This is a genomic window from Tunturiibacter empetritectus, from assembly GCF_014201375.1.
GTDB classification, from domain to species: domain Bacteria; phylum Acidobacteriota; class Terriglobia; order Terriglobales; family Acidobacteriaceae; genus Edaphobacter; species Edaphobacter lichenicola_D.
Genome location: NZ_JACHDZ010000004.1, coordinates 20,628 through 45,852 on the forward strand (window position 1 = coordinate 20,628; position 25,225 = coordinate 45,852).

Here is a 25,225-nt window from a genome sequence, read left to right on the forward strand (position 1 = left end):
TTGCAACCTATCGGTCCGATCCAGCTCCTGAGGACTCGGCACCGATCTCCAACCCGAAGCGCGATAGCTCGCGCTTCTGCAGGTTGTAGTCGATGAAAAAGCCTACTCCGATAGCCAGGGGGATGATGCCGACGGCCGATCCTGCCAGGACATCCCGCTCCTGCACGATGACGCTGAGCGCTACAAAGAACAGGATCAATCCCACCCCAACCGAAACCAGAACAATTCCTGTACGACGCGCGTTGCCGAGGCTGCGCAGAGGATCTCTGACGCGCTTCTCCTCGTCGCCGGAGCCCAAGAGCCTCTCGATCTCGGCAATGGGAACGCCACGCGCAATCATCGCCATGCGCTGCTCTGCCTTGTTGCGGCGCTGTTGAGCTTCAAACCAGATGCCAGAAACGATGGCGACGGCACCGACGGCGCAACCGGCTACCGGCACAATAAACGGACTTGATAGGAAATCCATAAGCTACCTCCTCTTTCTGCCCGCGTTAGACCGGGAGGCACTCCGAAAGTTTCACTCGCCGAAATGAAACTTTCGGAGCACTCTATTGTCTAACTTCGCTTGGACGTCGATCTCACCTTCGAGCAGCTGGTACGCGACCATCAGGCGATGGTCTTTCGCACGCTGCTGCGTCTGACAGGCAGCCGCGAGCACATCGATGATCTTGCCCAGGATGTCTTTCTGCGTCTTTACCGGGCGTTGCCCAGCTTCCGCGGCGAAGCGCTGATTACTACTTATCTTTACCGGATCGCGGTGAATGTTGCGCAGGACGAGTGGAAGCGTCGCAGCCGTGACGACCGCTCCCACGTCTCGCTCTCGGACGAGACTTCGGCGTGGGAAGAGCGTTTGGCGCACCCCGACAGGAACGCGGAACAGCAGATCGAGGAACGCGAGTTCCAACAAGCGGTTGACGAGCAGTTGCAACGCCTCAGCCAAATCGAAAGAACAATCCTTATCCTTTATCATCAGGAAGAACGTAGCTACGAGCAGATCTCGTACACGCTGGGGATGCCAATCGGCACCGTGCGGACCCATCTTCACCGCGGACGCAAGAAGCTTCGTGAAGCGATTCAGCAGAATCAAACCAGTGAGAGGAGAACAGCATGTCAGACGAATTGATGAACTCGCGGCTGGTAAGGGCCGACGATGAACTGGACCGGCGCGTTCTCCACGCTCTGGAGACTGCGCCCAGGGTGGAAGTTCCCGCCGACTTTGCCGCCCGCGTCGCTGACAGACTTCCTGCCCGACGCCCGGTTTCGCTCACCGCCACTCACTACGGCCGGAACGCAGTGTTTCTGGGCATGATTCTTACGCTGGTCATCCTCATCGCGGTGACGCTGTACAACGGCAGGCACGCTAGCTTTGGACTGGCTGAGTCTGTTCTTCTCGGGCAGTTCCTCGCGCTGACGGTGTGGCTTAGCGTCCGCCGCCACGGCGTCGAGTAGGCTGTCGACAAAACCCGTCCGGCTGCGTCCAATCCTCAGTCGTCTGCGGAGAATCTGCACGGAGTGGCACGAGCTGCTCGGCGTTACACGCTACAGCGGCACTTCCGATACACTCGGCAGCAGGCGCATTTTGCAGGCGAAACGAGTTTCCTTTTCCATGAAGAGACAAAGAGCGGTAGTGGCCGGCGTTGGGTTTGCCGGTCTGGTAGCGGTGACGATTTCGTCTGTTGGTACCAGTGCAGTGGCGGCAACCCGCAGTGAACCCGCGCCGGCGGCGGTGCTGATCGACACCATGGAGTCTGAGCTGCATCGCGCGATGAGCTCGCTAGGCAACAACGCGACGGACGCAACCCAACAGCCCAAGCCTTACTTCCTCAGCTACGCCGTCTCGGACAGCGACAGCATGAGCCTTACCGCGCAGTTCGGAGCGATCACCGGCTCTCGCGAAAACCACCGTCGCACCGCCGATGTGCAGGTTCGTCTCGGCACTGCCGCAGAAGACAATACGCATGGCGATCACCGGAATAGCGCACTGACCACCATCCCCTTGCCGCTTGCCAACGATAGCGACGCCATCGCTCGCACACTGTGGTTCGCCACCAACCGCGGCTACGGAAAGGCGCTGGACGGCTATCTGAAAGTGAAGACGGAGCAGCAGGTCCGCGCAAAAGAAGAGGATGCCTCCGCCGATTTCTCAAGCGAGAAGCCAGCTTCGGCGATCCTTCCCCCTTCGCCGGCGCTGGTCGTCGACACCGCGGGCTGGCAGACCCGCCTGCGTGAACTCTCCGGATTGTTCAAGCAGTATCCAGACGTCTTCTATAACAACGTTGCGCTTGAGGCGACCACCGAGACTGATTATTTTGTCTCGTCCGAAGGCGCGAAGGTGGCGACACCGAACCATGTTGCGCGTCTTGTTATCGTTGCCCGTACCCGCGCTGCCGACGGCATGGATCTCTTCCGCGCCGAGACCTTCGAGGCCGACGAGGTTTCGCATCTGCCCGATCAGAAGGCGCTGATCGACAAGACGCTGGCCATGGCGAAAAATCTCGAAGCGTTGCGCGCCGCGCCGGTTACCGAGCCCTTCAATGGTCCTGCGATCCTGAGTGGCCGCGCGTCTGCCGTCTTCTTTCACGAGGTGCTTGGACATCGCCTTGAAGGCCAGCGCCAGCGTGGCGATGACGAGGGGCAGACCTTTACCAAGCTGCTTGGTAAACAGATTCTTCCGCCGTTTCTCAGCGTCTCCGACGATCCCACGCTTACTGACTTTCACGGTGTGTCCCTCAGCGGCCACTATAGCTACGACGACGAGGGTCAGCAGGCGCGTCGTGTGGACCTGATCAAAGACGGCGTCCTCGACACCTTCCTGATGTCGCGCCTTCCGATCGCCAGCTTCTCCACCTCGAATGGGCATGGACGGGCCGAGACCGGACACATGCCGACGGGCCGCCAGGGAAACCTCATCGTCACCTCCTCGAAGACCGTCAGCGACGCCGAGCTGCGCGAGATGTTGAAGGCCGAGGCGAAGAAGCAGGGCAAAGCCTACGGGCTCTACTTTGAGGACATCTCTTCGGGCTTTGCCGTTACTACGCGACGGTCGCCGCAGGCCTTTCAGGTAATTCCTCTGGTTGTCTATCGCGTGTATGTGGATGGCCGCCCAGATGAACTCGTCCGCGGGGTCAGCATTGTGGGCACGCCGCAGGCGGCACTGAATCGCATCCTCGCCACCAACGACAAACAGGATATCTTCAACGGAATCTGCGGGGCCGAATCGGGGAGCATACCCGTCAGCGCTGTGGCTCCTGCCATGCTGGTCAGCGAGATTGAGACTCAGCGTCAGGCTCAAGGCACTGCGCGGCCACCTATTCTTCCGCCCCCTGGGACAGTTATCTCTACCGGAAAGAGTGGCCAGTAATGAAATTACCTTATCAGTTACAAATTGGCAGTTTTTCCGCGATTCTCTTTTTGACTCCTATATTTAGTGCACTCTCAGTTACAAATTCTGCCGCTGCGGAGACACCTCCCGCAGTGAACGATCCGCTGCTTCACGCGATGCAGGTAGAACTTGAGCGCGAGAAGGCTCTGCTGCTTCCCGGAATGCAGCATCCCTACTTCGTGGAGTATCGGCTGGACGATCTGGCCTCGTACGAGGCTGTCGCCAACTACGGCGCGCTCACCCGCGAGGAGGAGAATTGTCAGCGCATCGTCCGCGTCACCGTGCGCATTGGAGACTATGCCGTGGACAGCAGTACCAGCCGCGGCGACGGCACCCTGGAGCTTGCGCCTACGGACGACAACCCCGAAGCGCTGCGGTACGCGCTCTGGACAGCGACCGACACCGCCTACAAGAATGCGCTCCGCGCTTATTCGGCCAAGCAGGCTGCGCTGAAGCAGTTTCAATCCCTACAGGCTCAACCCGACTTTGCGCGGACCAAGCCTGTTGTCCAGGTCTCGCCCGTCGTGACGCTTGAGCTTGATCGCGACGAGTGGAAGCGACGCATCATCGAAGCCAGCGGCCTCTTCGTCTCGGATCCCCAGGTTCGTTCCTTCGCCGAGCACGTACAGTATTCAACTGCGAACATTCGCGGCATCGCGCTCAACCGCTACCTCGTCAACACGGAAGGGACGGTAGTGCGCCAGGGCTACACAGGTTACGACGGGGCGATCAGCGTAGGCGGCCAGGCAGCGGACGGGATGCGCCTGAGCCGCGATAACGGCACCGTTGCCGTAAACCCGAAGGAGCTCGAAAGCGCTGCGGCTTTTCACAAACGCGCAATTGAGGATCTGAAGAGCTTTGAGGAGCTTCGAAACGCGCCGGTGGTTTCAGCGGACGACTACCACGGACCTGTGCTCTTCAGCGGGGATGCTTCGGCTGACGTCATCGACCGTCTGCTTGTGCCGAACATCGAAGCCGATCGGCCCGAGATGGGAACGACTGCACGCACCACCGGCGCTTACTCCTCGAGCTTCAAGGCACGCGTCCTTCCGGAGATGCTCAGCGTCACCGATGATCCGCTGCAGCCGAAGTTCGACGGCAAGGCGCTTCTTGGGGCCTACAGCATCGATGACGAGGGCGTTCCCGCGCAGTCGGTCGATATCATCGTCAACGGCAAGCTCGAAAATTTTCTTATCGGCCGGGAGCCCATCAAGGACTTTGACACCTCGAACGGGCACGGACGCGCCGCACCTGCGCAGGCTGCTCACTCCCGTGCCGGAGTCATCCTGGTCAAGGCGAGCCAGCCTTTGTCGCGAGGTGAGCTGAATAGGCGCCTCCTCTCGATGGCGAAGGAGCAAGGTCGCGACGTCTACTCTGTCGAAACCCTCGGCGGCGAACTTCTGCCGCGCCTGCTCTATCTCGTGCATCCTGACGGGAGGCGTCAGCTTGTGCGCGGTGCGATCTTCGATGAGCTCGACAATCGCAGCCTGCGCTCCGATATCGTCGCAGCCGGCAACGACCCTTACGTTTCGAACTCCCTTGGCACCGTACCGCAGACCACCATCGCGCCGAGCCTGCTCTTTGACGATATTGGCGTGAAGCGAGCGACGCTGGAGCAGCAAAAGCTTCCGTACTACGAACCGCCTGCGCTGCCTGGCAAATAGAGTTCGCGAACGTCTCCTCGCATGAGCATCAACTGGCTAGTCGGTTCGAATCAAATAGGGTGCGGCGGCAGGATCCTTGGGGTGAATGCTGTCGGCGACCTCAGTGGCGTTGCTCTTGTTGGGGAACTTCGGGCTGATCCTGACCCAATGCCCTGTCGGCCCTGGGAACTCGATCACCTTGGCGGTGGCGTAGCGCCGCATCATCTCTTCTTTCAGCTTCACGGCGTCGGACTCTCGCGCGAACGCTCCTACCTGCACGCACCAACGGCCGCCGGGATCGGCGTTGGCGCGAACCGGTGCGGCGAATGCCTCAACCTTGACTTTAGCGACGCCGGCGCGATAGACCCCGGTCGCCTTAGCTGCCGCGAGCGAGAGATCGATGATGCGGCCATGCACGAAGGGCCCGCGATCCGTGATCTTCACGACGACCGATTCGTTGTTGGTCAGGTTCGTCACACGCACCATCGTTCCCATGGGCAGGGTGAGGTGGGCGGCGGTCATCGCGTTCTGGTCATAGACGGTGCCGTCAGCGCCTTTTCGCCCGGCGTAGGGAGGCCCGTACCAACTGGCCATTCCGACTTCGCTTGAGACAGGCTTCCCCAGATTGCCCGGGACCGGAGCAGGCGGGGGTGACGCCTCGGCAGCAGTCCCATCTGCGGTTGAGTTTCGCGGGGAGCGAGAGTTTTTGCCGTGGCTTGAGGCCGTCGTCGTGGCCGGTGGAGGCGGTGGCCGGTACGCCCGCGTTGTCTCTTTATGACAGCCGCTGATCGCCAGCGCGCACGCCGACAGCACTGCGACAGTGCCAAGCCGGACTATCGTCACGGCTTCGGCGCGTCCTTTGGTGGTGGCGCGGGAGGAGCAGAGGATCGTCTCGCGTGATCGTCCATTCGCGAGGCAAGCTTGTGCAACTCCGCCGCAGCGGTTCGCAGGGCTTCGGAGCTGTTGCGGCGCACGCCCGGCACCACCTCGTCATTGATGTACTTCACGACGTTCTTCAGATCTGCTTCGAGATGTGTCGCCGCATCCCGCAACGGCTGCTCCCACGATCGTTTCGGCTCTTCGGTTGCCATGCGCGTACCTCTACCTCTTGATTAGATGACGCGGAAAACGCAAGCGTCAACGCTCATCGCATCAAAGTGCCGGGATGGTAACGCCGGTAGCGACGGGCATTGCTCCGCCGGCCGGGCAAATACAACTTGCCCCGACGCTCCTGCGTCCGTTATACATAGGCAAACGCCCACATCATGTCGTTCACGTCATGGACCAGCCACTGCTCTTTAGCCGGAGGGCGCAATTTGCTCACCTTAAGAAGCCTGACTGATCTTACTTTCATGGGATGGTCGGATGAACGCAGTGATTGGGGTCACGTAAGCATGCGTTGGTTGCTGATGATAACGTTGCTGCTGATTGCTGCGAAAGCACATCCGCAGGCACCGGTCCCGACACCGCCGAAGACACTCGCCACCCCCTCCGAATCGACCTCAAACGATCTTCCCGACGCTCCAGGCCTTCCCGACGCTCCAGGCGCAGTCGATTCCGCTCAGAGCAATGTCGTCGCCATAGCCCAGACCTCCTTCCAGCAGACCGGCGATGGGGTCAAACCCTGCAACGCCTTTCGTGCCATGAAGGTCGTCTACTACAACCCTAATCGTCTCGACGAGATCCCCAAACCCTGCAGCAATCTCATCTATCCGTATCAAAAGTTTCTCGGCACGAACATCATCATCCCAATGACCTGGCAGGAGAAGGGCTATCTCGCCCTTCACGAGCTCGCCGACCCCGCCAACTTCGTCACCATCGTTGGTACATCGGCTATCTCCGTGGCCGCTGATTCCGACTCTGCTTACGGCCCTGGCCTCAAGGGATTCGGCAAATCCGTCGGCGTCAGCTACCTGCAGGACGTGACGGGCCAGTTCTTCGGAGCCTTTGCGATCCCTGTCCTGTTCCATCAGGATCCGCGCTACTTCCGCATGCCGAAGGCTCCCCTGTCGAAGCGAATCCTGTACTCGGTCTCCCGCACCGTCATCTCACGCCACGACGACGGCCGCTCCATGCCCAACTACTCCGTCCTGTTCAGCTATCCGATTGAGGCGGTCCTGGCCAATCAGTATGTGCCCGGCGTCCATAATGACGCCTCCTCTACCGTGACTCGCATCGTCACCGGATACGCCCTCGATCCCGCCAACAATCTGCTCAACGAGTTCCTCCCCGATGTGGCCAGCCACGTCCACGTCCGCATCATCTTCGTGCAGCGAATCCTGAACAACGTCGCCAACGGAAACAGCGGCGTCAACCTGCAGTGATTTATTTATCGCCAAACTGGGGTCCCATCCACCGCCTCACGTCGCCATTCAATGCAGATTATTGCCGTTCGATACCACATGCTTCGATATGACCCGTTGACTGGGTACTGTTAAGAGGTGAGTCCATTAGGATCGCCGCTGCATCTGACAGGAAAAGCAACAGATAGCTCGAATCAAGATGCACACCTCTGGCGGCAAGCAGCATCAGATCAGCAGCCTGAAAACGGATCGAAGTAGATAAAATCAAGTAACAATCCAGACGATAACAAGACATCAGACGGACACTCAGGAGACAAAGTAAATGCCGAAGGCCAAAATTGCGGAAAAAGCTCTCACCTATGGAGCCAAAGCAGGTTGGGCAGTATTCAACAAACTGAACTCGTTCAGCCCCAACGCCAGCTTCACCCCAAAGTGGAGCGACAAGCCGCTTCTCAAGAGCTATCAGAAAGAGAAGCCGCCCCTCGGCTGGCCCCGCACCACTGACTCCCTCTGTCCCAAGTGCATCCCGGAGATTCGTCAGCAGATCGTCGATGGCAAGCTGCCTCACGAGATCCTGCTCAACGAGAAGGTCGGCGAGATCAAGGCGCAGATTATCGAGCGCGACGGCGAGATCCTGATGGTCAAGGACTGCCCGATCCACGGCCACTTTGAAGACCTGATGTCGATCGACACCGCCTTCTTCAAGCACCTCGAAGAGGTCTTCCCCGGCCGCGACATCCGCGCCCACAACGATGAGAAGCTACACAACCACGGCACCTCCACCGTCACCCACGGCCGCGGTTCGGTTCTCACCATCGACCTCACAAACCGCTGCAATATGATGTGCGATCCCTGCTTCATGGACGCCAATCAGGTCGGCTTCGTCCACGAACTCACCTGGGACGAGATCAAGACCATGCTCGACAACGCAGTCACCATCAAGCCCAAGCGTCAAATGTCGGTCCAGTTCTCCGGCGGCGAGCCCACGCTCTCCCCGTACTTCCTTGACGCCGTCTCTTATGCCCGCAAGGTTGGTTACACCTCCGTACAGGCCGCGACTAACGGTATCGAGTTCGCCAAGTCGAAGGAGTTCGCCAAAGCCGCTGCTGAAGCCGGTCTCCGCTACGCCTATCTGCAGTTCGACGGCATCGGCAACGCTGCCAACTCGCACCGCAAAGTCGGCAACGCGTTCGATGTGAAGCTCCAGGCCATCCACAATCTGCATGAGGCCGGCGTCGACATCGTCCCCGTCACCACCATCATCAACGGCATCAACAACGAGCAGGTCGGCAACATCATCCAGTTCGCGCTCGACAACCCGAAGAAGATCAACTTCCTCTCCTTCCAGCCGGTCAGCTTCACGGGCCGCGACGAAGACATCTCGGACGAACGCCGTCAGGCTCAGCGCTACACCCTGTCGCACCTCGCGCACGATGTGAAGAACCAGACCGGCCTCGGCGAACCGACCCGCGACTGGTTCCCCATCTCCTTCATGTCCACCTTCTCCGACTGGGCCGACCTCGTTCACGGACCGGATCGCGACTGGGGCCAGCTCTCCTGCGGCTGCCACCCAAACTGCGGCATCTCGATGGCGCTGATGATCGACAAGGAGACCAAGGAAGCAGTGCCGGTCACCGCGTTCATCAATGCAGACCGCCTCGCCAAGGACGTCGCCCGCATCAACGACGCAGCCCGTGGCAAGTGGCTCTCGATCATCGGCGTCACCCTCGCGCTGCTTCGCAACTACAAGCCAGAGGCTGCACCGACGCACTTTAAGATCAAGGACCTGCTGCAGAAGTTCGATAAGAGCTTCGGCGCGACCGGCCGCAGCTATGGCAAGGTCACTGCAGACCGCACCATGGCCGACATCGAGAAGCGCCGCGGCGACCGCTGGAACTTCCTCTTCATCGCCGGCATGTGGTTCCAGGATCTCTTCAACTACGACTTCCGCCGCACCGAGCAGTGCATCATCCCGTACGCCACACAAGAGGGTGAGATCAGCTTCTGCGCCTACAACACAGGCGTGGGCTGGCGCAACATCATCGAGAAGATGCACATGACTTCGACCCTCACCAAGTGGTACGAGGAGCATGGCCGTCACGAGATCTTCGCCGGCGGTAAGAAGGTTGGTCTCGAAGCCGAGATGAAGTACGACCTGGTCCTCAACGACGAGCATGTCAACGCCGCCGCCAACGACACCTTCGACAAGTCCGGCATCGCGAAGAACTCTCGCGAAGAGAAGATCCGCGCACGCGATGCGAAGATCAAGCAGGACGCCGAAAACGCCCGCATGGCCAAGCTCTACCGCAAGGAGATCCTCCAGGAACCCGACGCTCCCGCTGGCTTCATCTCCCTAGGCGAGATCAAAGCCGCCCCAGCACCCAAGGTAGAAGAGACCGTCTCCGGCGACTAATTCAAATCAACAGAAAGGCCGCCAGCAATGGCGGCCTTTCTGTTGCGGCACGAACCCTCTACTTATGAACATCCTCATCGGTGCGCTGCACCTATGCGTCAACACGAGGGTCCGGAGGCAGCTTGGTGTACAGCGACACCACATCCGTATCGAGAAGATACTTCACAGCTCCACCTTGCGAGCCTTGCTGCGGGACCGCCGGAGATCAAGACCGGAGCCCGCCAGCGGCGAGTTTTTAAAGAAGGCGGACATGGTTCGGGCGTTCTGCGCAGGAGTGTGTTTCGCCTTCTTCCATTCCTCAGGAGACACAAGCACACCGACGAGTTTGCCGTTGCGCGTAATCTCCTGCGCACCCTGCGCCGGGCCGTTTCAATCAACTCACTGAACTTTGCCTTCGCCTCCGCCACTGCCCAACTTGCCATCTCACGCCTCCATGATGACTATTCTAGTCATCCTTTTTTCGTTCACTTCTCGCCCAAAGCCGCATCACCGCTCGCGCACGGCACTTCATCGCCTTCGTCCCCTCCCGCAAGAACCGCTCCAACATCTCCTCCGCCTCATCCCGCAGCGAAGCCTCCTCGAGCGCCAATAGTCCAAGTCCCTCCACCGCCGAACACCTCACCACGTTGCTCTCGTCCTCTGCCAGCAGCGACATCGTCCGAGCTGCCCTCAGCCGCTGCATACGAGTATGCGCAACCCTCGGCACTACCAACCCAAGATGCCATCGCGTCCGCGACTCTTCCAACGGGAGCGTCTCAAGCAGGCCTGCGAGTTCGTCGGCGTAAGGCTCCAGCAGTCTGCCGTCCGTCTCTGTGATCCGCCGCGCCACATCGGCGACGCGCTTGCGTACCTCGACGTCCTCGCCGAAGAGCTCCCGCACTAAAGAACGAACCGCGGATCTGTCGGCAAGGATCTCCCCGGCGATCTCGCGCGACATTGCCAGACCCCATCGCTTCACCCTGAGCCGTTGCCCCAGAGACTCCATGCGGCGAAGTTGTATTTTCATACTCCCCCCACCCGTACCCGAAAGCGTGCAAAGTATTCAAAGTAAATACTTTGACCTTGGACTTACAGATGATCCATGTTAACCACAGAAGGCCCGGCATTTGTGCCGGGCCTTCTACTCTTCCTGGATCAATTGTAGCAGCGGTGTCAAGACTGTTTGGCTAGTCGATGTGTTCGCTGGTAGCCGGGTGAGAAGCGTCAGCTATACCAACTACAGGCAGAGACTACATCCCTGTCGCTCTGGCGGTACGATACCGGCGTCCTGGCTTGCGAGGAGTTGCGCCAAAGGCCCACTCGCGCACCGGACCCACATCGACGTGGACAAACTGCGACACCGGATAGTACCCGACCCCGCCGGCGTGCAGAGAAAGTGCGGTATTGCGAAGCTGTACCGTTGAAACTCCCGGTACGCGAAGGTCGATCGCATGACCTTCCATGTGCTGGCTGTGCTCGGCGACACCGGTCTTTACCGACGAGTGCCGCAGCGCCTCATTCGTCTCCGGTGTTCTGTACCCGCAGACGACTTGAATGACGCCACTAACCCGTCCGAGCCGCGACATCATCGCGTGAAGCACGTCGAACTCCTTCGGCTCGTAGTGCACCACGTCCTGGGTGTAGTGATCGCGCAGGAAGTAGTTCAGCTTCTCGAGCGCCTCTGGAATATAGGTGTCGCCGATCCGGTAGATAACATCGAGGCTCTCGCCGGTGTGCAGATTCGTCATCCGCAGTTGATAGGGCTTGCCGTCGTCCGGCAACTCGCCCGAGACCGCCCCGGAAGAGATCTCATCGGGCATCACACCGGGCACCACCTCTTCGCCCGTGATCGTCACCGGATGCGTTTTGGTTCTGGAGGAGGTATGGAGAGTGTTGCGCAGACCGGCATGCACCCGGGTACGCGCGGTCCTAGCCCACGACGGACCGCTCACCCCAAAGATCAATATCATGGTGGCCGCAACCGCCGCAAAGCCTTTCGTGCGCAGTCTACGCATCTAAACTCTCCCGTGTCCCAGCGTTCGAATGCTTGCCCTCAATTGCGGTCCGCGATTCGTCATTTCCTTCTTCCAGTTTATCGGACTCATCTCCGAATAGATGACGTTGCTTCTGTAACTTTAGTGTCATATTTGGATCGGCTTGCAAGCTTCCTAGACCGTCGTTCTGTAAGTCGTAACCATAGCTCTATCAATGATTAGCTTCTGCCAGCTCCAACCACGCTGTCATACACGAGTTTCGCCGAAGCTATATCCTCGATAGCAATCCCGACCGATTTGAATACCACAGGTCTATCTCTTCTCTCTAACTCCTTGCCCTGCAGCAGCTCTCCAATCTCAGCACTTATCTGCGCCTTTGCCAGCAGAATATCCCCGGGTTCCCGCAGGGCGGCTTCTCGCGACTCGACCACGACCGCTCCCTGCATCGCCTCTTCGTCGAGCTCCCTGCGATTTGGCGTCACGGCGCCGACCGCGCAGACTATCGCATCCTTCTTGAGCCATCGGCCAAACAGCACCGGCTCCGGCGAACTTGTCAGCGTCAGCACGACGTCCGCGCCGGATGCGGCCTCCTCCGCCGTCGTGACCTGTGCCCCAACCTCCTCGGCGAACCTTCTTGCGTTGCTTTCGGTTCGGCTCCAAACGCGAATCTCTTCAAACTTTCGAACCCTCGACAGGGCCCGCAGATGGGACCGTGCCTGAACTCCGCTTCCCAGAATGCCCAGCACCTTCGCCTCTGGCCGCGCGAGCAGGTCGACAGCCACGGCCGATACTGCTGCCGTCCTCATCTCGGTGATCAGCCGCCCGTCCATCATGGCCAGCGGCTCGCCCGTATCTGCACGAAACAGTTGAATCACCGCCTGATGCGTGTGCTTTCCTCTATCGGCGTTGCCTGGGTAAAACGTGACCATCTTCGCCCCCATCACGTCTCCGTAGACGGCCGGCATGACGGCGAACCATCCAGCGTGTGCGGCCACCGACATCACCGTTCGTAGCGGCTGCACCAAGCGACCGGCAGAAAAATCCATCAGCGCCTGCCGCATCGCTGGAATCAGCTCGTCATAGGAGAGCGACGCCTTCACTTGTTCTTCATCGATAGATAACACTCGGCCGCTCCACAGATCGTCTTCCACTATCGAACGAGCCAGACCGACCGTGCGTGTGGCACCCTAGTAGATATGCAGCTCGACCCAATTCAGCTTCGTGTCCTCGGCTCTCTGATTGAAAAAGAGATCACCACGCCTGAGAACTACCCACTCTCGCTCAACGCCCTGGTCAATGCGTGTAACCAGCGCTCCAGCCGCGAGCCCGTGCTGGAGCTGACGGAGGAGGAGGTTCGGCAGGCGCTCCATACCCTCGAAGATCTTGCCCTCACCACACCGGTCCACGAGGCCCGCGTCCCCAAGTACGAACATCGTATCCGGACGGTCCTCAACCTCCGTCGCGACGAGACTGCCGTCCTTTGCCTGCTGATGCTGCGCGGTCCTCAGACACCTGGCGAGCTTCGCAGCCGCGCCGACCGCCTCTACACCTTTGATGATCTTGCGGCCGTTCAGTCTACCCTTGAACGTCTTGCCACTCGTTCGACGACGGACGAATTGACGCCAGAAAAGGGCGTTCCGCTGGTGACGGTCCTTCCTCGCCAACCTGGCTCCCGCGAGGCCCGGTACGCTCATCTGCTTGGAGCATTGCCGGACCTCACGGCTTACCCATCCGAGCGAGTGGAACCCGGCACCTCGACCACTCAACGGATGACTCACCTGGAGGCTGAGGTCGCGAACCTCTACGCAGCCATTCAAACTCTGACGTCGCGCATTGACCACCTCGAAGCCGGCCTCGAAGGGCCAGCAGAAGCATCTGGGTCTGGCGGCGATTCCTCTGTAAGATGAAGTTTCGCCTCAACCTGCGCCGCTATGCCTGACTCGACCACCAAAGCGCCTGTCACTCTCAATCGCCGCGCTCAGTTCCGGCGGGAGAGCGATGCTGAGCACGACAGTCTCGCGCGACTGGTAACACTGCTGCCGGAGGCGATCCTCTGCTTTGACCGCAACTGGGTGATCACCTACGCTAACGCCGAAGCCGTTCGAGTCAGCCGCATCCAGCCCTCCGATATCAACTCCAAGACCCACTGGCAGCTCTTTCCCGAAACCGTCGGCACGGCTTTAGAACGCACCTATCGCACTGTAATGCAGACTCGCATCGCCCAGCATGTCGAGCACTTCTACGCTCCCTTCGACGCCTGGGTCAACGTGCACATCCTCCCCACCGACGAGGGCGTCGCTCTTTATTACCACGACGTCACCGACCGCAAACGCGCCGAGACCCTTCGCGACTCGGCGGTTCGTCAGCTGGAGCAGATCTTCGACGCATCGCCAGATTCCATCGTCTGCATCAATCGCAACTGGATCTGCACCTTCGCTAATCGCGCAGCTCTCGACATTCTCAAGACCGACACACTGATTGGTGAAAATCTTTGGGAGCGCTTCCCGTCGAACCAGAAGGAGCCCTTCCGCTCTCACTACCGCACCACGATGGACCGGCGCATCGCCACAGAGTTCGAAGCCTACTACCCCGAGCCGCTCGACATCTGGTTCCGAGTCTCCGCGCGTCCCTTCGAAGATGGCATCATCATCTTCTCCAGCGATATCACCGACCGCAAGGGTGCAGAGCTGCTTCGTAATGCTGCCGCCCGCCAGCTCCGTCAGGTTCTCGAAACTACCACCGATGCTGTCGTAAGTCTGAACCGCGATTGGAACTTCACCTTTCTCAATCGCCAGGCCAGACAGCTTCTCAGTCCCGTGGGCGAGCTCCTGGGTAAAAATCTGTGGGAGAAATTTCCCACTGCGGCCCACCCAAAGAGCGACACCCGTTATCACTTCCATCGAGCCATGGATAACGGCATTCCCGGCGAGTTCGAGGCCTTTTATCCGGAACCATTCAACATCTGGTTCTCGATTCAATGCCGGCCTTACAACGACGGCATGGTTCTCTTCTTTCGCGATGTTACGGCTCGCCATCAATCCGATCAGATCCTCAAGCGACAGCAGGATCTTCTCGCCTCCGTCCAGCAAACCGCTCGCGCCGCGACCTGGGAGGTAGACTACGCCACGGGCATCGCCACCTACGGGGCCGGTTCTTATCCTGTCTTTGGCCATCCTCTTGCCGACATCCCTGACGCTCGCGCCTTCAAGAAATTCCTTCTCCCCAGGTATCTGCCTACGATTGCTTCGGCAGTGCAGGCAGCCGTCGAGACCGGTCAGATGATCGTTGTGGAGTGCCAGATACAGGCCGCAGATGGTCGGGTTCTCTGGATCGAAAATCGAGGCCAGATTATCTTTGTCGACAGCAAGCCTGTCAGCCTTCGCGGCCTTACCATTGACATCACCGACCGCAAGAAAAGCGAAGAAGCCCTTGTCACGAGCGAGGCCCGTTACCGTGTCCTTGCTGATCTGAACCCGCAAGCCATATGGATGGGTGCGCCCGATGGCAGCATTACCTACGCCAACCAGGGATTCCTCGACTACATCGGACTCACGATCGAGACACTCGGTGGGCGTAATTGGCTCAATACCTTCCACTCTGAAGACCGGCAGCGTGTCATGCAAGCCTGGACTCACTCGGTCGCTACGGGAGCCGAGTATGATCTGGAGGCCCGCCTGATCCGCGCTAAAGACGGCTCTTCTCGCTGGTGGTGGCTGCGTGCTCAGGCTGTCCGCGACGACTCAGGCGAGATTCTTCACTGGCTTGGTGTCGCCATCGACATCGACGACCGCAAGACGTTTGCTGAAACGCTCCAGCTACGTCAGGAAGAGACCGAGCGTCAGCGTTCCGAACTGGAGTCCATCTACCAGACTGCCCCCGTCGGGCTCGCTCTCTTCGACGCTGCTACTCTTCGCTATCTGCGGATCAACGATCGTCAGGTAGAGATCATTGGTCTGCCGCGAGAGAAGATCCTCGGCCAGGTCATCACCGACATCGTCTCCCTTCCGGGGCTTAAGGAGCTGCTCGAGACAGCGGCCTCCGGCAGACCGGTCCGCAATCAGGTGTTGCGCGGCGAACTCCCCGGACGTCCCGACGAACAACGTTCCTTCAACGTCAGCTACTCTCCCGTCTTCGCAGCAGACGGTTCGGTCGAGGCGATCGCCGCTGTCGTCCTCGAGGTCACTCTTCAGAAAAAAGCCGAGGCTGCTCTCATTCAGAGCGAAAAACTGGCCGCAGTGGGTCGCCTGGCCAGCTCCATCTCTCACGAGATCAACAATCCGCTCGAGGCCATTACCAACCTGCTCTACCTCATCGACCTCTCTGCCGATCTGCCCGAAAACACACGCGAGTATCTCCACACCGCGCAGGGCGAACTCTCCCGCGTCTGTCAGATCGCCACGCAAACGCTCCGCTTCCATCGTCAGGCCGTGCGCGCCACACAGGTCAACGCTGCGGATCTCGTCGACGCCGTCCTCAATCTCTATCAGGGTCGGCTCGCCAACTCGCACATCAAGGTAGAGGCCACTTACGTGACGAGCACTACGATACTCTGCTTTGAAAACGACATCCGACAGGTCCTCAACAACCTGATCGCAAATGCCATCGACGCCATGCGCGCCAACGGCGGCCGTCTCATCGTCCGCGCCCATGACGCTACCGACTTTTCTCCGAACTGCGCGCAGCCGCGGCACGGCATTCGCATCACGATCGCCGACACCGGCCACGGCATGTCGCAGGCCGTAAAGGCTCGTCTCTTCGAGCCCTTCTACACCACCAAGGACCTCAACGGCACAGGCCTCGGCCTCTGGATCTCCGCTGGCATCGTCACTCGCCATCAGGGCAGACTCACTTATCGCAGCAGTGAGCATCCGATCAACCACGGTACCATCTTCTCTCTGTTTCTTCCGTGGGCAGAGGTTGATGCGCCCAACTCAGCTTAGCCGATCGCAGCCAGCCCCGCCGATTTCCTCAGTGACCATCGCCCTTCTGACCGCTTGAGGGTATCCACATCTTCCCGTATAAATCCTTCTCATCGAGCAATTGTTCAAGACCGAAGTATTATGGCTCGGTAGCTCTTTTCTGCGCACACCCGCGCGAACTGCCGCATCACGACCGGAGAACATCCTCATGCAGAAGTCCGCAACCCGCAACATCCTGACCGTCATCCTTCTCGCCGTCGGATCCACTACGACGGCCTTTGCCAGATGGGTCACAAGGCGAACACTATCCTTCTCGTCGACTTCGACCATCGCCCCTCCACTTCTCTGAATGGCGACTGGCGCACTATTGTCGACCAGTATTCGACAAGCATCTACACCCTCATCAGGAGCTTCGCAAAGATGACTTCTTCATGGATGCCCCCTTCGATCCAAAATGGCCATCCGCAGGACTACAACTTCGCCAACGCGGCCACTCTTCGCGTCCCGGGCTACTGGAATACACAGCGTCCAGAGCTCCTGTACTACGAAGGGCCGATCTGGTACGAGAAGGTTCAACTTGCAAAAAAAATGCGGATCATGGTTGAGCCGTAGTTTCGCATTTTTACTGGTATTTTGAGGGGTGTTTTGGAAAAACATGGTTCGTAGACGTGGTTTTTTGCTGGTGTAAACGTGGTGTGATGCGTGGTAAACGTGGTGAAAAAGCAGTCTTTCGCACGGCGCGGAAAAATACGCCGCGAGTTTCGACTTTATTTTTGATCGGCTTTCCGCGGATGGTCCCTGCCGGGAAGTTGAGCTGCACATTTGTCCTGACAACGGCCATCTGGCGATCCGTTGAGGAGGATTTGAAGCTGCTTGTTTCACTGGGTTTCGTCAGGGAAGAACCCACGGTTGGTGGGTTGAATGACAAGGAAAAAGGGTGGAGACCATAGGTCTCCACCCTTTTCGTTGGACTGCTGTGAGCGGTTAGAAGTTGAGCTTGAGCTGGAACTCTGTAGACCGAGGTCCGCCGATATCGCTCGTACCCGATCCGCGCTGAACACGCTGCGGAGCGTGATCCGAGAAGCCGTTCGGGCCGTTCAGCAAGCCACTCTGTGAGGCAGTGGCGGTGGGTCCACCGGCGGTTGTTGTATTGGCAAGACCACCGTTCACGTAATCCGTGAAGTTAGAGAAGTTGCCGACATTATAGAATGCGATGGATGGCACCAGAGACAATCCTTCGCGGACCCGGTTTAGACGTACTGGATACCCGACGTTGACATCCAAGGTGCGGAACCAGGGATTCTGTAACGCGGCTGATTGAGGAAGCTGTGCGATTGGCTGCTGTACTGCTTGAAGCGCAGACAACTGCGCCTGGCTGAAGAGACCAGCGCTGATCAGCGCCTGACCTGCCGGAGTTATCTGGCCGGCATTCTGGCTGTTGTACTGATTTATCAGCTTGCTGAGGTTGTTCCCCTTGTATTCATGCATGTAGTATCCGGGGTTTGTGCCTGGAATCAAGTCTCCGATGGTCCCGTCGCCGGTTACGTCGGTCTGGAAGATGCCGGCGGCTGGACCACCGGTGGTGCCGCCGGGGTCTAGAGTCAGGGTTACAGCAGCGGGCGAGAAGAAGTGCCCGATGATGCCTACTTGGGGCCCATATTTAAAGGTCGCCGATCCACCAAACGAAATCTCATGGGTGTGGTCCAAGCCGTTGCGACCTATGTACTGGAGGGGATTATCGTAGTCGTAGGAAAGAGACTGGAAGAACTGGTCGCCAGAGGTGGCGGCTCCCGCGGCGGTGTTGCCTGACGAAACGATCCTCGAGAGAGAGTAGGCGAGTTGCACATTCGAACTGACGATCCCCGGGGCGGGGTGAGACTTCTGCTGCCGGAGCAGAACCTGCAGAGCATCGTACCCGGAACGCCCAATCGGAAGTATGACGAGGCCGTTGCCGACGTTTGGATTGATGCCCGGAAACGCAGCACCGGTCGCAACGGTACCGCCATTTGCAATGGCAGGACCTCCACCGAACGTCACGTTTCCTGAGTCAAGCCCGTTCCCTGAAAAGTCGGCGATCGTAGCGCCAGCCGCGATTGCACAGGTAATGGATGCGGAAAGGCTTACGGAGCTGCACCCGAATGAAGCTGCTGTCGCCTGAATAGCATTCGTGGCAGCAGCAACGTTCAAAGTGCGAGCAGCACCGACGTGATTCACATCAATAATCTGCCCCACCTTCAGCGTGGAATTATGAACATAATCGACGCTCACGATACTGCCCTTGCGGACCTCGCGCTGGATGCCGAAGTTCCACTGTTCCGAGTAAGGCGTTTTGTAGGGTCCACCGTACGCTTGCGTGATTTGAAGAGAGTTTCCAACGTAAGATCCGTTAGAGGCGGCGCCTGCCTTTAACGTGGAGGCCTGATAGGCCGCCTGAACGTTCCGAATATGCGGAGCCGCCTGGCCTACAGACTGTCCACAGAAGGTTGAGAAGGGAGTGCCATCCACGGGATCGGAGGTGAGTGAAGACCCATCAGGAAGGAGAAGGGTATTGGTTCCACCGCAGATGACAGGGGTGTTATTGAACAAACCAGCTTTGATCAGATTGCCGCGAGCGTTGATGGTGTTGTTGAAGACGCTGCTTTCGTAGAAGATACCGAAGCCAGCGCGAATCACCGTCGTGTGATTCCCAGGGCTGTAGGTGAAGCCGATTTGAGGAGCGAAGTTTGCGTAGGGCTGGTGAGTTCTCTTCCCAAGTCCGGGCTGAAACTGGTCGAGCAGGGGGGCGCTGCCCGAGCATGGAGCGATTGCTGCGGCCACATCGGAGCAGGGCGGAGTCGGCAGGTCCTGGTTCGCGCGATCGGTGTCAACGCTCCACCGGACGCCGGCCGTCAGAGTGAAACTGGGAGCGACCTTCCAGTTGTCGGACACATAGGCAGCTTCACGCCAGTCTTCGAGGCCGCCTCCAGGCAGGTTGAATCCAGGTTTTTCTGTGGAGAAGCCTTGACCGTTGCCGAGACGAGCGGTGGTGAAGCCATAACCGTTGATCGGGTCGTGCGGGCATTGCCCTGGGGTACCGTCTGCACAGCTTGCAAGTTCTTTTGCAGCGGTGATTGTGACACGCGGCGCAAGACCGAAGAAGTTAGCGAAGCCGCCGCCGAGGATCCGGTTGATGCTGTAGCCATAACGAATATTGTGTGTCCCGTGGGTCCAGCTTCCGTCATAGCGAAACTGCTTGTCGGATTGATAGGTGTTCTGCGGAGCATCCACATTCGGGCCAGAGAACAGGTTTTGGGCAGCATACCGGAAGTTGATTCCTGGAATGCCGTTATACACGCTAGTGTTGCCTGCGGTGTCATCGCCCAGCAGATTATGGAACTTCTCGTAGCTACCGCGGAAGGAGTGGGTGAAGCGACCGGTGGAGAAGTCGGCACCACCTGCTAATCCAGGGGTGTTGTCGCGGTTGTTGTACAACTCGTACCCGGCACCGAAGTTTGAGCTCGAACGGTCTACGTTATAGTTTGCACGAACATAGAAATGTCCGCCGAAGGGGCCGTTGTAGTCCAACCGGACAGTGGAGTAGGTCTGGCGGTAGGGGGAGGGGAGAGAGGGGTGAGAGTCCTGGATGGCCCGAAATAGAGGGCCCAAGACGATTGCGTTGGAGGAGTCCTGCTTGACGCGCTCTGCATTGCCAAAGAAGAAGAGTTTATCCTTGATAATCGGGCCGCCGATGCTGCCGCCATACTGGTTCCGCTGGAACGGCACGTCTATGCCGCTCGCAGTTCTTGCAAAGAGCGCGCTGTGATCCTGGAACTGATAGAATGCCTGGCCATGGAAGCTGTTGGTTCCGGAGTTGGTTGAGACCAGTACCTGGCCAGTCGAAGTTACGTCGCCCGAAACGTCCTGTGTGGAGCGGTTGAGCTGAAAGTCTCCGATGGCGCCCTGCGATACGTTGAAAATAGTGGTGCCCACCGTTTCGTCGGTGATGTCCTGCCCGTCCAGGAGGATGCGGGTTGTACGGCCTGAAACACCGCTGGTCGAAATAGCAGAGTAGCCCGCCTTCGTCGGGTCGAACGACTCTCCGCTCTGAAGGATGACACCAGGCTCAATCTGAGCCAGATCGAGGAAGTTACGGCCATTCACAGGCAGAGAATCGATCTGGTCTTTGGTGATAACGTCGCTGACTCCAGCCTGCTCAGTGTTTACCTGAAGAGCGCCGGCGCTAACCTCGACGGTTTCTGCTGAGGATCCAAGGGTAAGCTTGAAGCTTCCCGGTGTCGCAGTACCAGTACGAACCACGGTCTTGACGGCGAGCTTTTCGAAGCCCGGGCCAGAGATGGTCACCGAGTAGGGCCCGGGATTAAGAGGGCCGACGCTATAGTATCCCGCGCTATCAGTAGTAACCGTTTTGGTGGACCCTGTATCTGTACCTAGAATCACTAGGGTCGCATTTGGCACTACCGCGCCTGAGGGGTCCGTGATCGTTCCTTGGATCGATCCGCCGTTGACCGAGGTGGCCTGGCCGTAGCTCAGCATCGCAGTGGCGAACAGCAACATAAACAGCGTAAAAAGCTTTTTCATCTTTCAGCACTCCTGGGTTCGGGACGGAACATTCCTAGCGTCGGGGATTGATTCAGTCTGCCGGTTCCAATGTGCATGCATCTTTAGGGCCATTGCGAGGTAAATTCTTTTCTGATGAAATTTTCTCTATAACCAAGGGGTTTTCCCCGGCTGGGAATAGGAAGATCTACTCTTGCATCTACCTAATTGATGGAATAAGAGATTTTATCTCCCGAAAACTGTATTGGCATAAATCACTGTTCCCACGGCAGATTGAGTGGGCCTTATACACTTGCCTGATAGATAAGTTTCGGTAAACCCTGAATTTTATTTAAATGAAGTCAAAAAGCGTTCAAATCAGTTGAATTGTCCAAAAGAGATCCCAGCTTGACCTACTTCAAGTGCACTTGACCTACTTCCAGGGCACTTGACGCGCCGCGTTGACCGTCCGCTTGATCCGCGATCCGGGGTTAGGCTCTGATCTTCTTTGCGACGAGCCCATGCAACGTCTTCATTCTCTTCTCTATAGATAGAGAATGTCGGGGCGGAATCTACATCTCGGCCCAGCGGCGCAAGAGATTATGGTAGACACCGGTCAGTTGTACGGCTGTGGGGTTGCCGGGGGTCTCGAGCGCCAGACGCTGGATGGCTGTGTCGAGATCGTAGAGGAGGGTTCGGTCGGCGTCGCTGCGAATCATGCTCTGCACCCAGAAGAAGGAGGCTACGCGGGCGCCTCGGGTGACGGGGGTGACGTGGTGCAGGCTGGTGGCGGGATAGAGCACCAAGTGTCCGGCGGGGAGCTTTACGGAGTGAACGCCGTAGGTGTCTTCGACGGAGAGGTCGCCGCCTTCATACTCCTCCGGGGCGGACAGAAAGAGCGTGGCGGAGATGTCGGTCCTGATGCGCTGGCCGGTGGAGGCGTTGGCGCGAATCGCGGTGTCGACGTGGGTGCCGAAGTGGCCGCCGCCGGTGTAGCGGTTGAACATCGGGGGAAAGACTCGCAGGGGGAGAGCTGCCGACATGAAGAGCGGTGACCGGGCCAGGGCTGCGAGAACCATCTCGCCTAACTTGACGGTTACGAGATGGCCCTCGGGGAGTTGGAGGTTCTCCTTGACGCTCTGGGCCTGGTAGCCGGCTGTGACTTTGCCGTCGACCCACTCGGCTGCGTCGAGCGCCACTTTGGCCTGCTTTACTTCGGTTGCGCTCAACACGTCGGGAATCGTAATCAGCATGGTGTTGCTCCTTCGGCAGTACAAAGCAGGCCGTGCGGTCTCGGCCTGCTTGGGCGCTTCTCTTCCAGCTTAGAACTTGAAGTTGATTCCGATCTGCGCGTTGGCTCCGGCGCCTGGAATCAGATGGCTGGGATGGGGCAGATCGATGTAGTAGCGATTGAGGAGATTGTTGACGTTGGCCTGCAGCTCGAGGCGATCGGTCAAGGGGCGTCGCACCATTGCGTTGAAGATCCAGTAGCCGGGGACCTGCTTCATCTCGGTTGCGAGTACCTGGTAGTGAACGGCGGGGGCGCCGCTTGGAGTGAGATAACTGATGGGGCCGGAGTAGGCAGTCGGGACAAAGGGGACCGTGGAGCTGGCGGTGCGGCTGGCAACGTAGTTTCCGCCTACACCGACGTTCAGCCGCAGCGGCAGGCGATGGGTCACGAAGAGATTGAAGGTCTGCTTCGGTACGTTGGCCAGGGGGAATCCGACGGAGGTTGGAAAGAACTTTGAGAAGATGACTTCGCTATCAAGATAGGCATATCCTGCGACGATATCCATTCCCTCGGGCAGCCTTCCGACCAGAGAAAACTGCACACCCTTCACGAGCTGGTTTCCGGCTGCCACGATGTTGTTGGAGTTTGTGGGGTCGGTCTCGCGGGCGTTGTCCTTCTCGGTTCTGAACCAGGAGCCTTCGGCGAGGAGTCGCTCGTTGAGGAAGCTCCACTTGGCGCCGACCTCGTAGGTTTCATTTTCCTCAGGGGCTGCTGAGCTGTTGGCGAGGCCGATGCTCAGGCTCAGCGATTCGGCCGCGGGGTTGAAGCTGGTGCCGTAGTCGAAGTAGACGCTTCCGCGGCTCGACGGCTTGTAGACGAAGGCTGCGCGGTAGCTTGGCTGCTCATCGATACGGCTGATCGGCGCGACTGGCGCAGTTACGGTTCCCCCTGCGGGAGGAGTGGGTTGGTACAAATTGTAACCAGTATCGAACCTATCCCATCTGACGCCGCCGCTTGCTTCAAACAGGCGACCCAGCTTGATTGTGTCGACGAAGTAGAGTCCAACACTTTTTGCTTTTGTATGCACGATCGAGCTGATGTAACCGTTACCGCCGAAGGGCTGACTGGCATTTGGATCGATCAGGGTCGCTGTGGGCACGGTGTTGATCTTGTTGATGGTGTAGCTGGTTCTGATGGGATTTGAGATCTCCTGTCCGCCTTCCACTCCAGCTACCAGGGCATGCTTTACGCCGAAGGTTTTAAAGCGCGCGGTGATCTCGGTCTGGTCCCACAGGTCTCCTTCGACGCTTTTGACCTGGATCTGATTTCGGTTGACGATGATCTTGCTCGGATCGCTTGCGGCGGTGTAGGCACACGGCAGAGCTGTGTTCACGGCAGAGGTGGGCAAGGACGACACGAATCCACCAACGGGCACGCTGGCCGGAGGGTTGGAACAGATCTGCGGTTCTGTAATCTGCGCCTGCCGGGGATAGTTTGCGGCACGTGCGATGGTATGCAGATTCAGGTTCGGGGAAAATTCGTGCTCGGCTTTGAACGTCAGAATATCGTCGTTCGTCTTGAGGTAGTTTTCATCGGGGAAGCCGTAGTAGCTGTGCCGAATGGACCCAGGTGCGACTGCGTTGTTGAACCACGGCAGCCCGTAGTCCGGCGTGTCGCTCTCGGTCATGTGCAGGTAGCTCAGGGTCGCGCGGGTCTTTGTGTTGAGTCCAATGGAGACTGAGGGCGCGATGCCGAACCTGCGTATCTCTGCGTAGTCTCGCCCGGCGACTCCACCCTCCTGCCCCATGAGGTTGACGCGATAGCCCGTGCCACCCAGCACATCAAGCTCCGGTTCGTTAATGTCCGCCGTGATCCTGCGAGTCTTATCGGTGCCGAACTGCGTCTGCACGTTTACGAACTGCTGCACTACAGGAACCTTGCTCTCCTGGTTGATGACGCCACCGGTTGAACCGCGTCCAAACTGGATGCCTGCAGGCCCTTCCAGCGCCTCGACCTGCTCGTAGTTGAAGGAGTCTCGGTAGTAGCTACCGAAGTCACGGATGCCGTCGAGAAAGATATCGTTGCGTGCGGTGAAGCCGCGGATAGTCAGGTTGTCTCCCTGTGCGCCTGCCTCGCCTGCCGCCAGACTGATGCCTGGTACGTTGCGCAGGGCGTCGCGCAGAGTGGAGACGCCCTCATCCTTCAGGACAAACTGCGGAACCACATTGACACTCTGTGGAGTATCGATCAGCGGCTCGGTGAGCTTCGACAGTGAGACCGAGTTCGTGACTGAATCAGTTACAGATATAGTATCCTTTGCCTGCACTCCTACGAGCATCGTCGTAGCATCTTCCACGCGGTAGTTCAGGCCAGTTCCTTCGAGCAACAGGCGCAGCGCCTCGTCTTCGCGATAGAGTCCCACCACTCCCTGCGAGTTGAACCCTGCCACAGTTCCTGAGGGCAGCACAATCTTCACGGTGAGGCCGGTTACTCTCTCAAATGCTTTGACTGCCGCATCGAGCGGGCCTGCCGGAATATCAAACTTCTTCAGCGGCAATGAAGCGTCCACCGCGCCACTGACCGCCGGATCTGTCTTCTCGACTGAGGCTATCGCCGTCTTGGAGCCACCCATCGCCGCATAAGCCGCCAGCGTTCCTGCCGCGATCCATCCGCGGCTCCCGCCAATTCGTGCCCGGCTCTTCTTCTTCCCTGATGTCGTCTTACGCGTCGACTGCTTCATTTCGTATCTCCGTTTAAGCTCCGTGCTCGGTGAGGGCGATCGCGTTCTCTTTAGTTGAGAACAGCGTCGGTCTTCACGTCTCTCT

The 25,225-nt window shown here is 58.7% G+C and carries 18 protein-coding genes; 9 read left to right on the top strand and 9 right to left on the bottom strand.

Going from position 1 to position 25,225, the window contains the following annotated elements; translation table 11 throughout:
* Positions 1-7: 7 nt before the first annotated feature.
* Positions 8-466 (bottom strand): DUF6249 domain-containing protein, encoded by a 459-nt coding sequence (locus tag HDF10_RS12175; protein ID WP_183813789.1) that lies wholly within the window; start codon positions 464-466, stop codon positions 8-10.
* Positions 467-565: 99 nt separating this feature from the next.
* Here HDF10_RS12175 and HDF10_RS12180 point away from each other — a divergent pair, with 99 nt between their 5' ends.
* The 4 genes from HDF10_RS12180 to HDF10_RS12195 all read left to right on the top strand — a co-directional run bounded on the left by HDF10_RS12180 (position 566) and on the right by HDF10_RS12195 (position 5,046).
* Positions 566-1,123, top strand: a complete 558-nt coding sequence (locus tag HDF10_RS12180; RefSeq protein WP_183813790.1) for an RNA polymerase sigma factor — start codon at positions 566-568, stop codon at positions 1,121-1,123.
* On the top strand, positions 1,108-1,449 hold the full coding sequence (locus HDF10_RS12185; RefSeq protein ID WP_183813792.1) for a hypothetical protein: 342 nt from the start codon (positions 1,108-1,110) through the stop codon (positions 1,447-1,449). Before HDF10_RS12180 ends, HDF10_RS12185 begins: the two co-directional genes overlap by 16 nt.
* Positions 1,450-1,606: 157 nt before the next feature.
* Complete coding sequence (locus tag HDF10_RS12190; protein ID WP_183813794.1) at positions 1,607-3,361, top strand: metallopeptidase TldD-related protein; 1,755 nt, start codon at positions 1,607-1,609, stop codon at positions 3,359-3,361.
* On the top strand, positions 3,361-5,046 hold the full coding sequence (locus HDF10_RS12195; protein WP_183813796.1) for a metallopeptidase TldD-related protein: 1,686 nt from the start codon (positions 3,361-3,363) through the stop codon (positions 5,044-5,046). Before HDF10_RS12190 ends, HDF10_RS12195 begins: the two co-directional genes overlap by 1 nt.
* Positions 5,047-5,082: 36 nt before the next feature.
* Here the strand turns inward: HDF10_RS12195 and HDF10_RS12200 are convergent, their stop codons facing one another.
* Both HDF10_RS12200 and HDF10_RS12205 read right to left on the bottom strand, forming a co-directional pair.
* Positions 5,083-5,868, bottom strand: a complete 786-nt coding sequence (locus tag HDF10_RS12200) for a septal ring lytic transglycosylase RlpA family protein (protein WP_311732747.1) — start codon at positions 5,866-5,868, stop codon at positions 5,083-5,085.
* Positions 5,865-6,116: a hypothetical protein gene (locus tag HDF10_RS12205; protein WP_183813798.1), complete on the bottom strand. Its 252-nt coding sequence runs from the start codon at positions 6,114-6,116 to the stop codon at positions 5,865-5,867. The genes HDF10_RS12200 and HDF10_RS12205 overlap by 4 nt, the downstream gene beginning before the upstream one ends.
* A 303-nt stretch (positions 6,117-6,419) precedes the next feature.
* On the opposite strand from HDF10_RS12205, the gene HDF10_RS12210 reads away from it, so the two are divergent.
* Both HDF10_RS12210 and HDF10_RS12215 read left to right on the top strand, forming a co-directional pair.
* Positions 6,420-7,349, top strand: coding sequence for a hypothetical protein (locus HDF10_RS12210; RefSeq protein WP_183813800.1), 930 nt, complete (start codon positions 6,420-6,422; stop codon positions 7,347-7,349).
* A gap of 301 nt (positions 7,350-7,650) precedes the next feature.
* Entirely contained in the window at positions 7,651-9,741 is a 2,091-nt protein-coding gene (locus HDF10_RS12215) for a radical SAM protein (RefSeq protein WP_183813802.1), read from the top strand.
* A 445-nt stretch (positions 9,742-10,186) separates the two neighbouring features.
* On the opposite strand, the gene HDF10_RS12220 is transcribed toward HDF10_RS12215, so the two are convergent.
* From HDF10_RS12220 to HDF10_RS12230, 3 genes are all read right to left on the bottom strand, one after another.
* Positions 10,187-10,747 carry a hypothetical protein gene (locus tag HDF10_RS12220; RefSeq protein WP_183813804.1) on the bottom strand — a complete coding sequence of 187 codons (561 nt, stop codon included), beginning with the start codon at positions 10,745-10,747 and terminating at the stop codon, positions 10,187-10,189.
* A 223-nt stretch (positions 10,748-10,970) separates the two neighbouring features.
* Positions 10,971-11,735 (bottom strand): YcbK family protein, encoded by a 765-nt coding sequence (locus HDF10_RS12225; protein WP_260177857.1) that lies wholly within the window; start codon positions 11,733-11,735, stop codon positions 10,971-10,973.
* A gap of 197 nt (positions 11,736-11,932) precedes the next feature.
* Complete coding sequence (locus HDF10_RS12230; RefSeq protein WP_183813806.1) at positions 11,933-12,838, bottom strand: ornithine cyclodeaminase family protein; 906 nt, start codon at positions 12,836-12,838, stop codon at positions 11,933-11,935.
* A 72-nt stretch (positions 12,839-12,910) separates the two neighbouring features.
* Here HDF10_RS12230 and HDF10_RS12235 point away from each other — a divergent pair, with 72 nt between their 5' ends.
* The 3 genes from HDF10_RS12235 (at position 12,911) to HDF10_RS12245 (ending at position 17,245) form a co-directional block, all read left to right on the top strand.
* Positions 12,911-13,621, top strand: coding sequence for a YceH family protein (locus tag HDF10_RS12235; RefSeq protein ID WP_183813807.1), 711 nt, complete (start codon positions 12,911-12,913; stop codon positions 13,619-13,621).
* 24 nt (positions 13,622-13,645) lie between these two features.
* Entirely contained in the window at positions 13,646-16,654 is a 3,009-nt protein-coding gene (locus HDF10_RS12240) for a PAS domain-containing sensor histidine kinase (protein ID WP_183813809.1), read from the top strand.
* Between the two features lie 264 nt (positions 16,655-16,918).
* Positions 16,919-17,245, top strand: a complete 327-nt coding sequence (locus HDF10_RS12245; protein WP_183813811.1) for a hypothetical protein — start codon at positions 16,919-16,921, stop codon at positions 17,243-17,245.
* A gap of 372 nt (positions 17,246-17,617) precedes the next feature.
* Here HDF10_RS12245 and HDF10_RS12250 read toward each other — a convergent pair whose 3' ends face one another.
* From HDF10_RS12250 to HDF10_RS12260, 3 genes are all read right to left on the bottom strand, one after another.
* Positions 17,618-21,211, bottom strand: a complete 3,594-nt coding sequence (locus tag HDF10_RS12250; RefSeq protein ID WP_183813813.1) for a TonB-dependent receptor — start codon at positions 21,209-21,211, stop codon at positions 17,618-17,620.
* 530 nt (positions 21,212-21,741) lie between these two features.
* A complete protein-coding gene (locus tag HDF10_RS12255; protein ID WP_183813815.1) occupies positions 21,742-22,422 on the bottom strand; it encodes a Fe2+-dependent dioxygenase in 681 nt (226 codons plus the stop codon).
* Between the two features lie 69 nt (positions 22,423-22,491).
* A complete protein-coding gene (locus HDF10_RS12260; RefSeq protein ID WP_183813817.1) occupies positions 22,492-25,140 on the bottom strand; it encodes a TonB-dependent siderophore receptor in 2,649 nt (882 codons plus the stop codon).
* Positions 25,141-25,225: the final 85 nt, after the last annotated feature.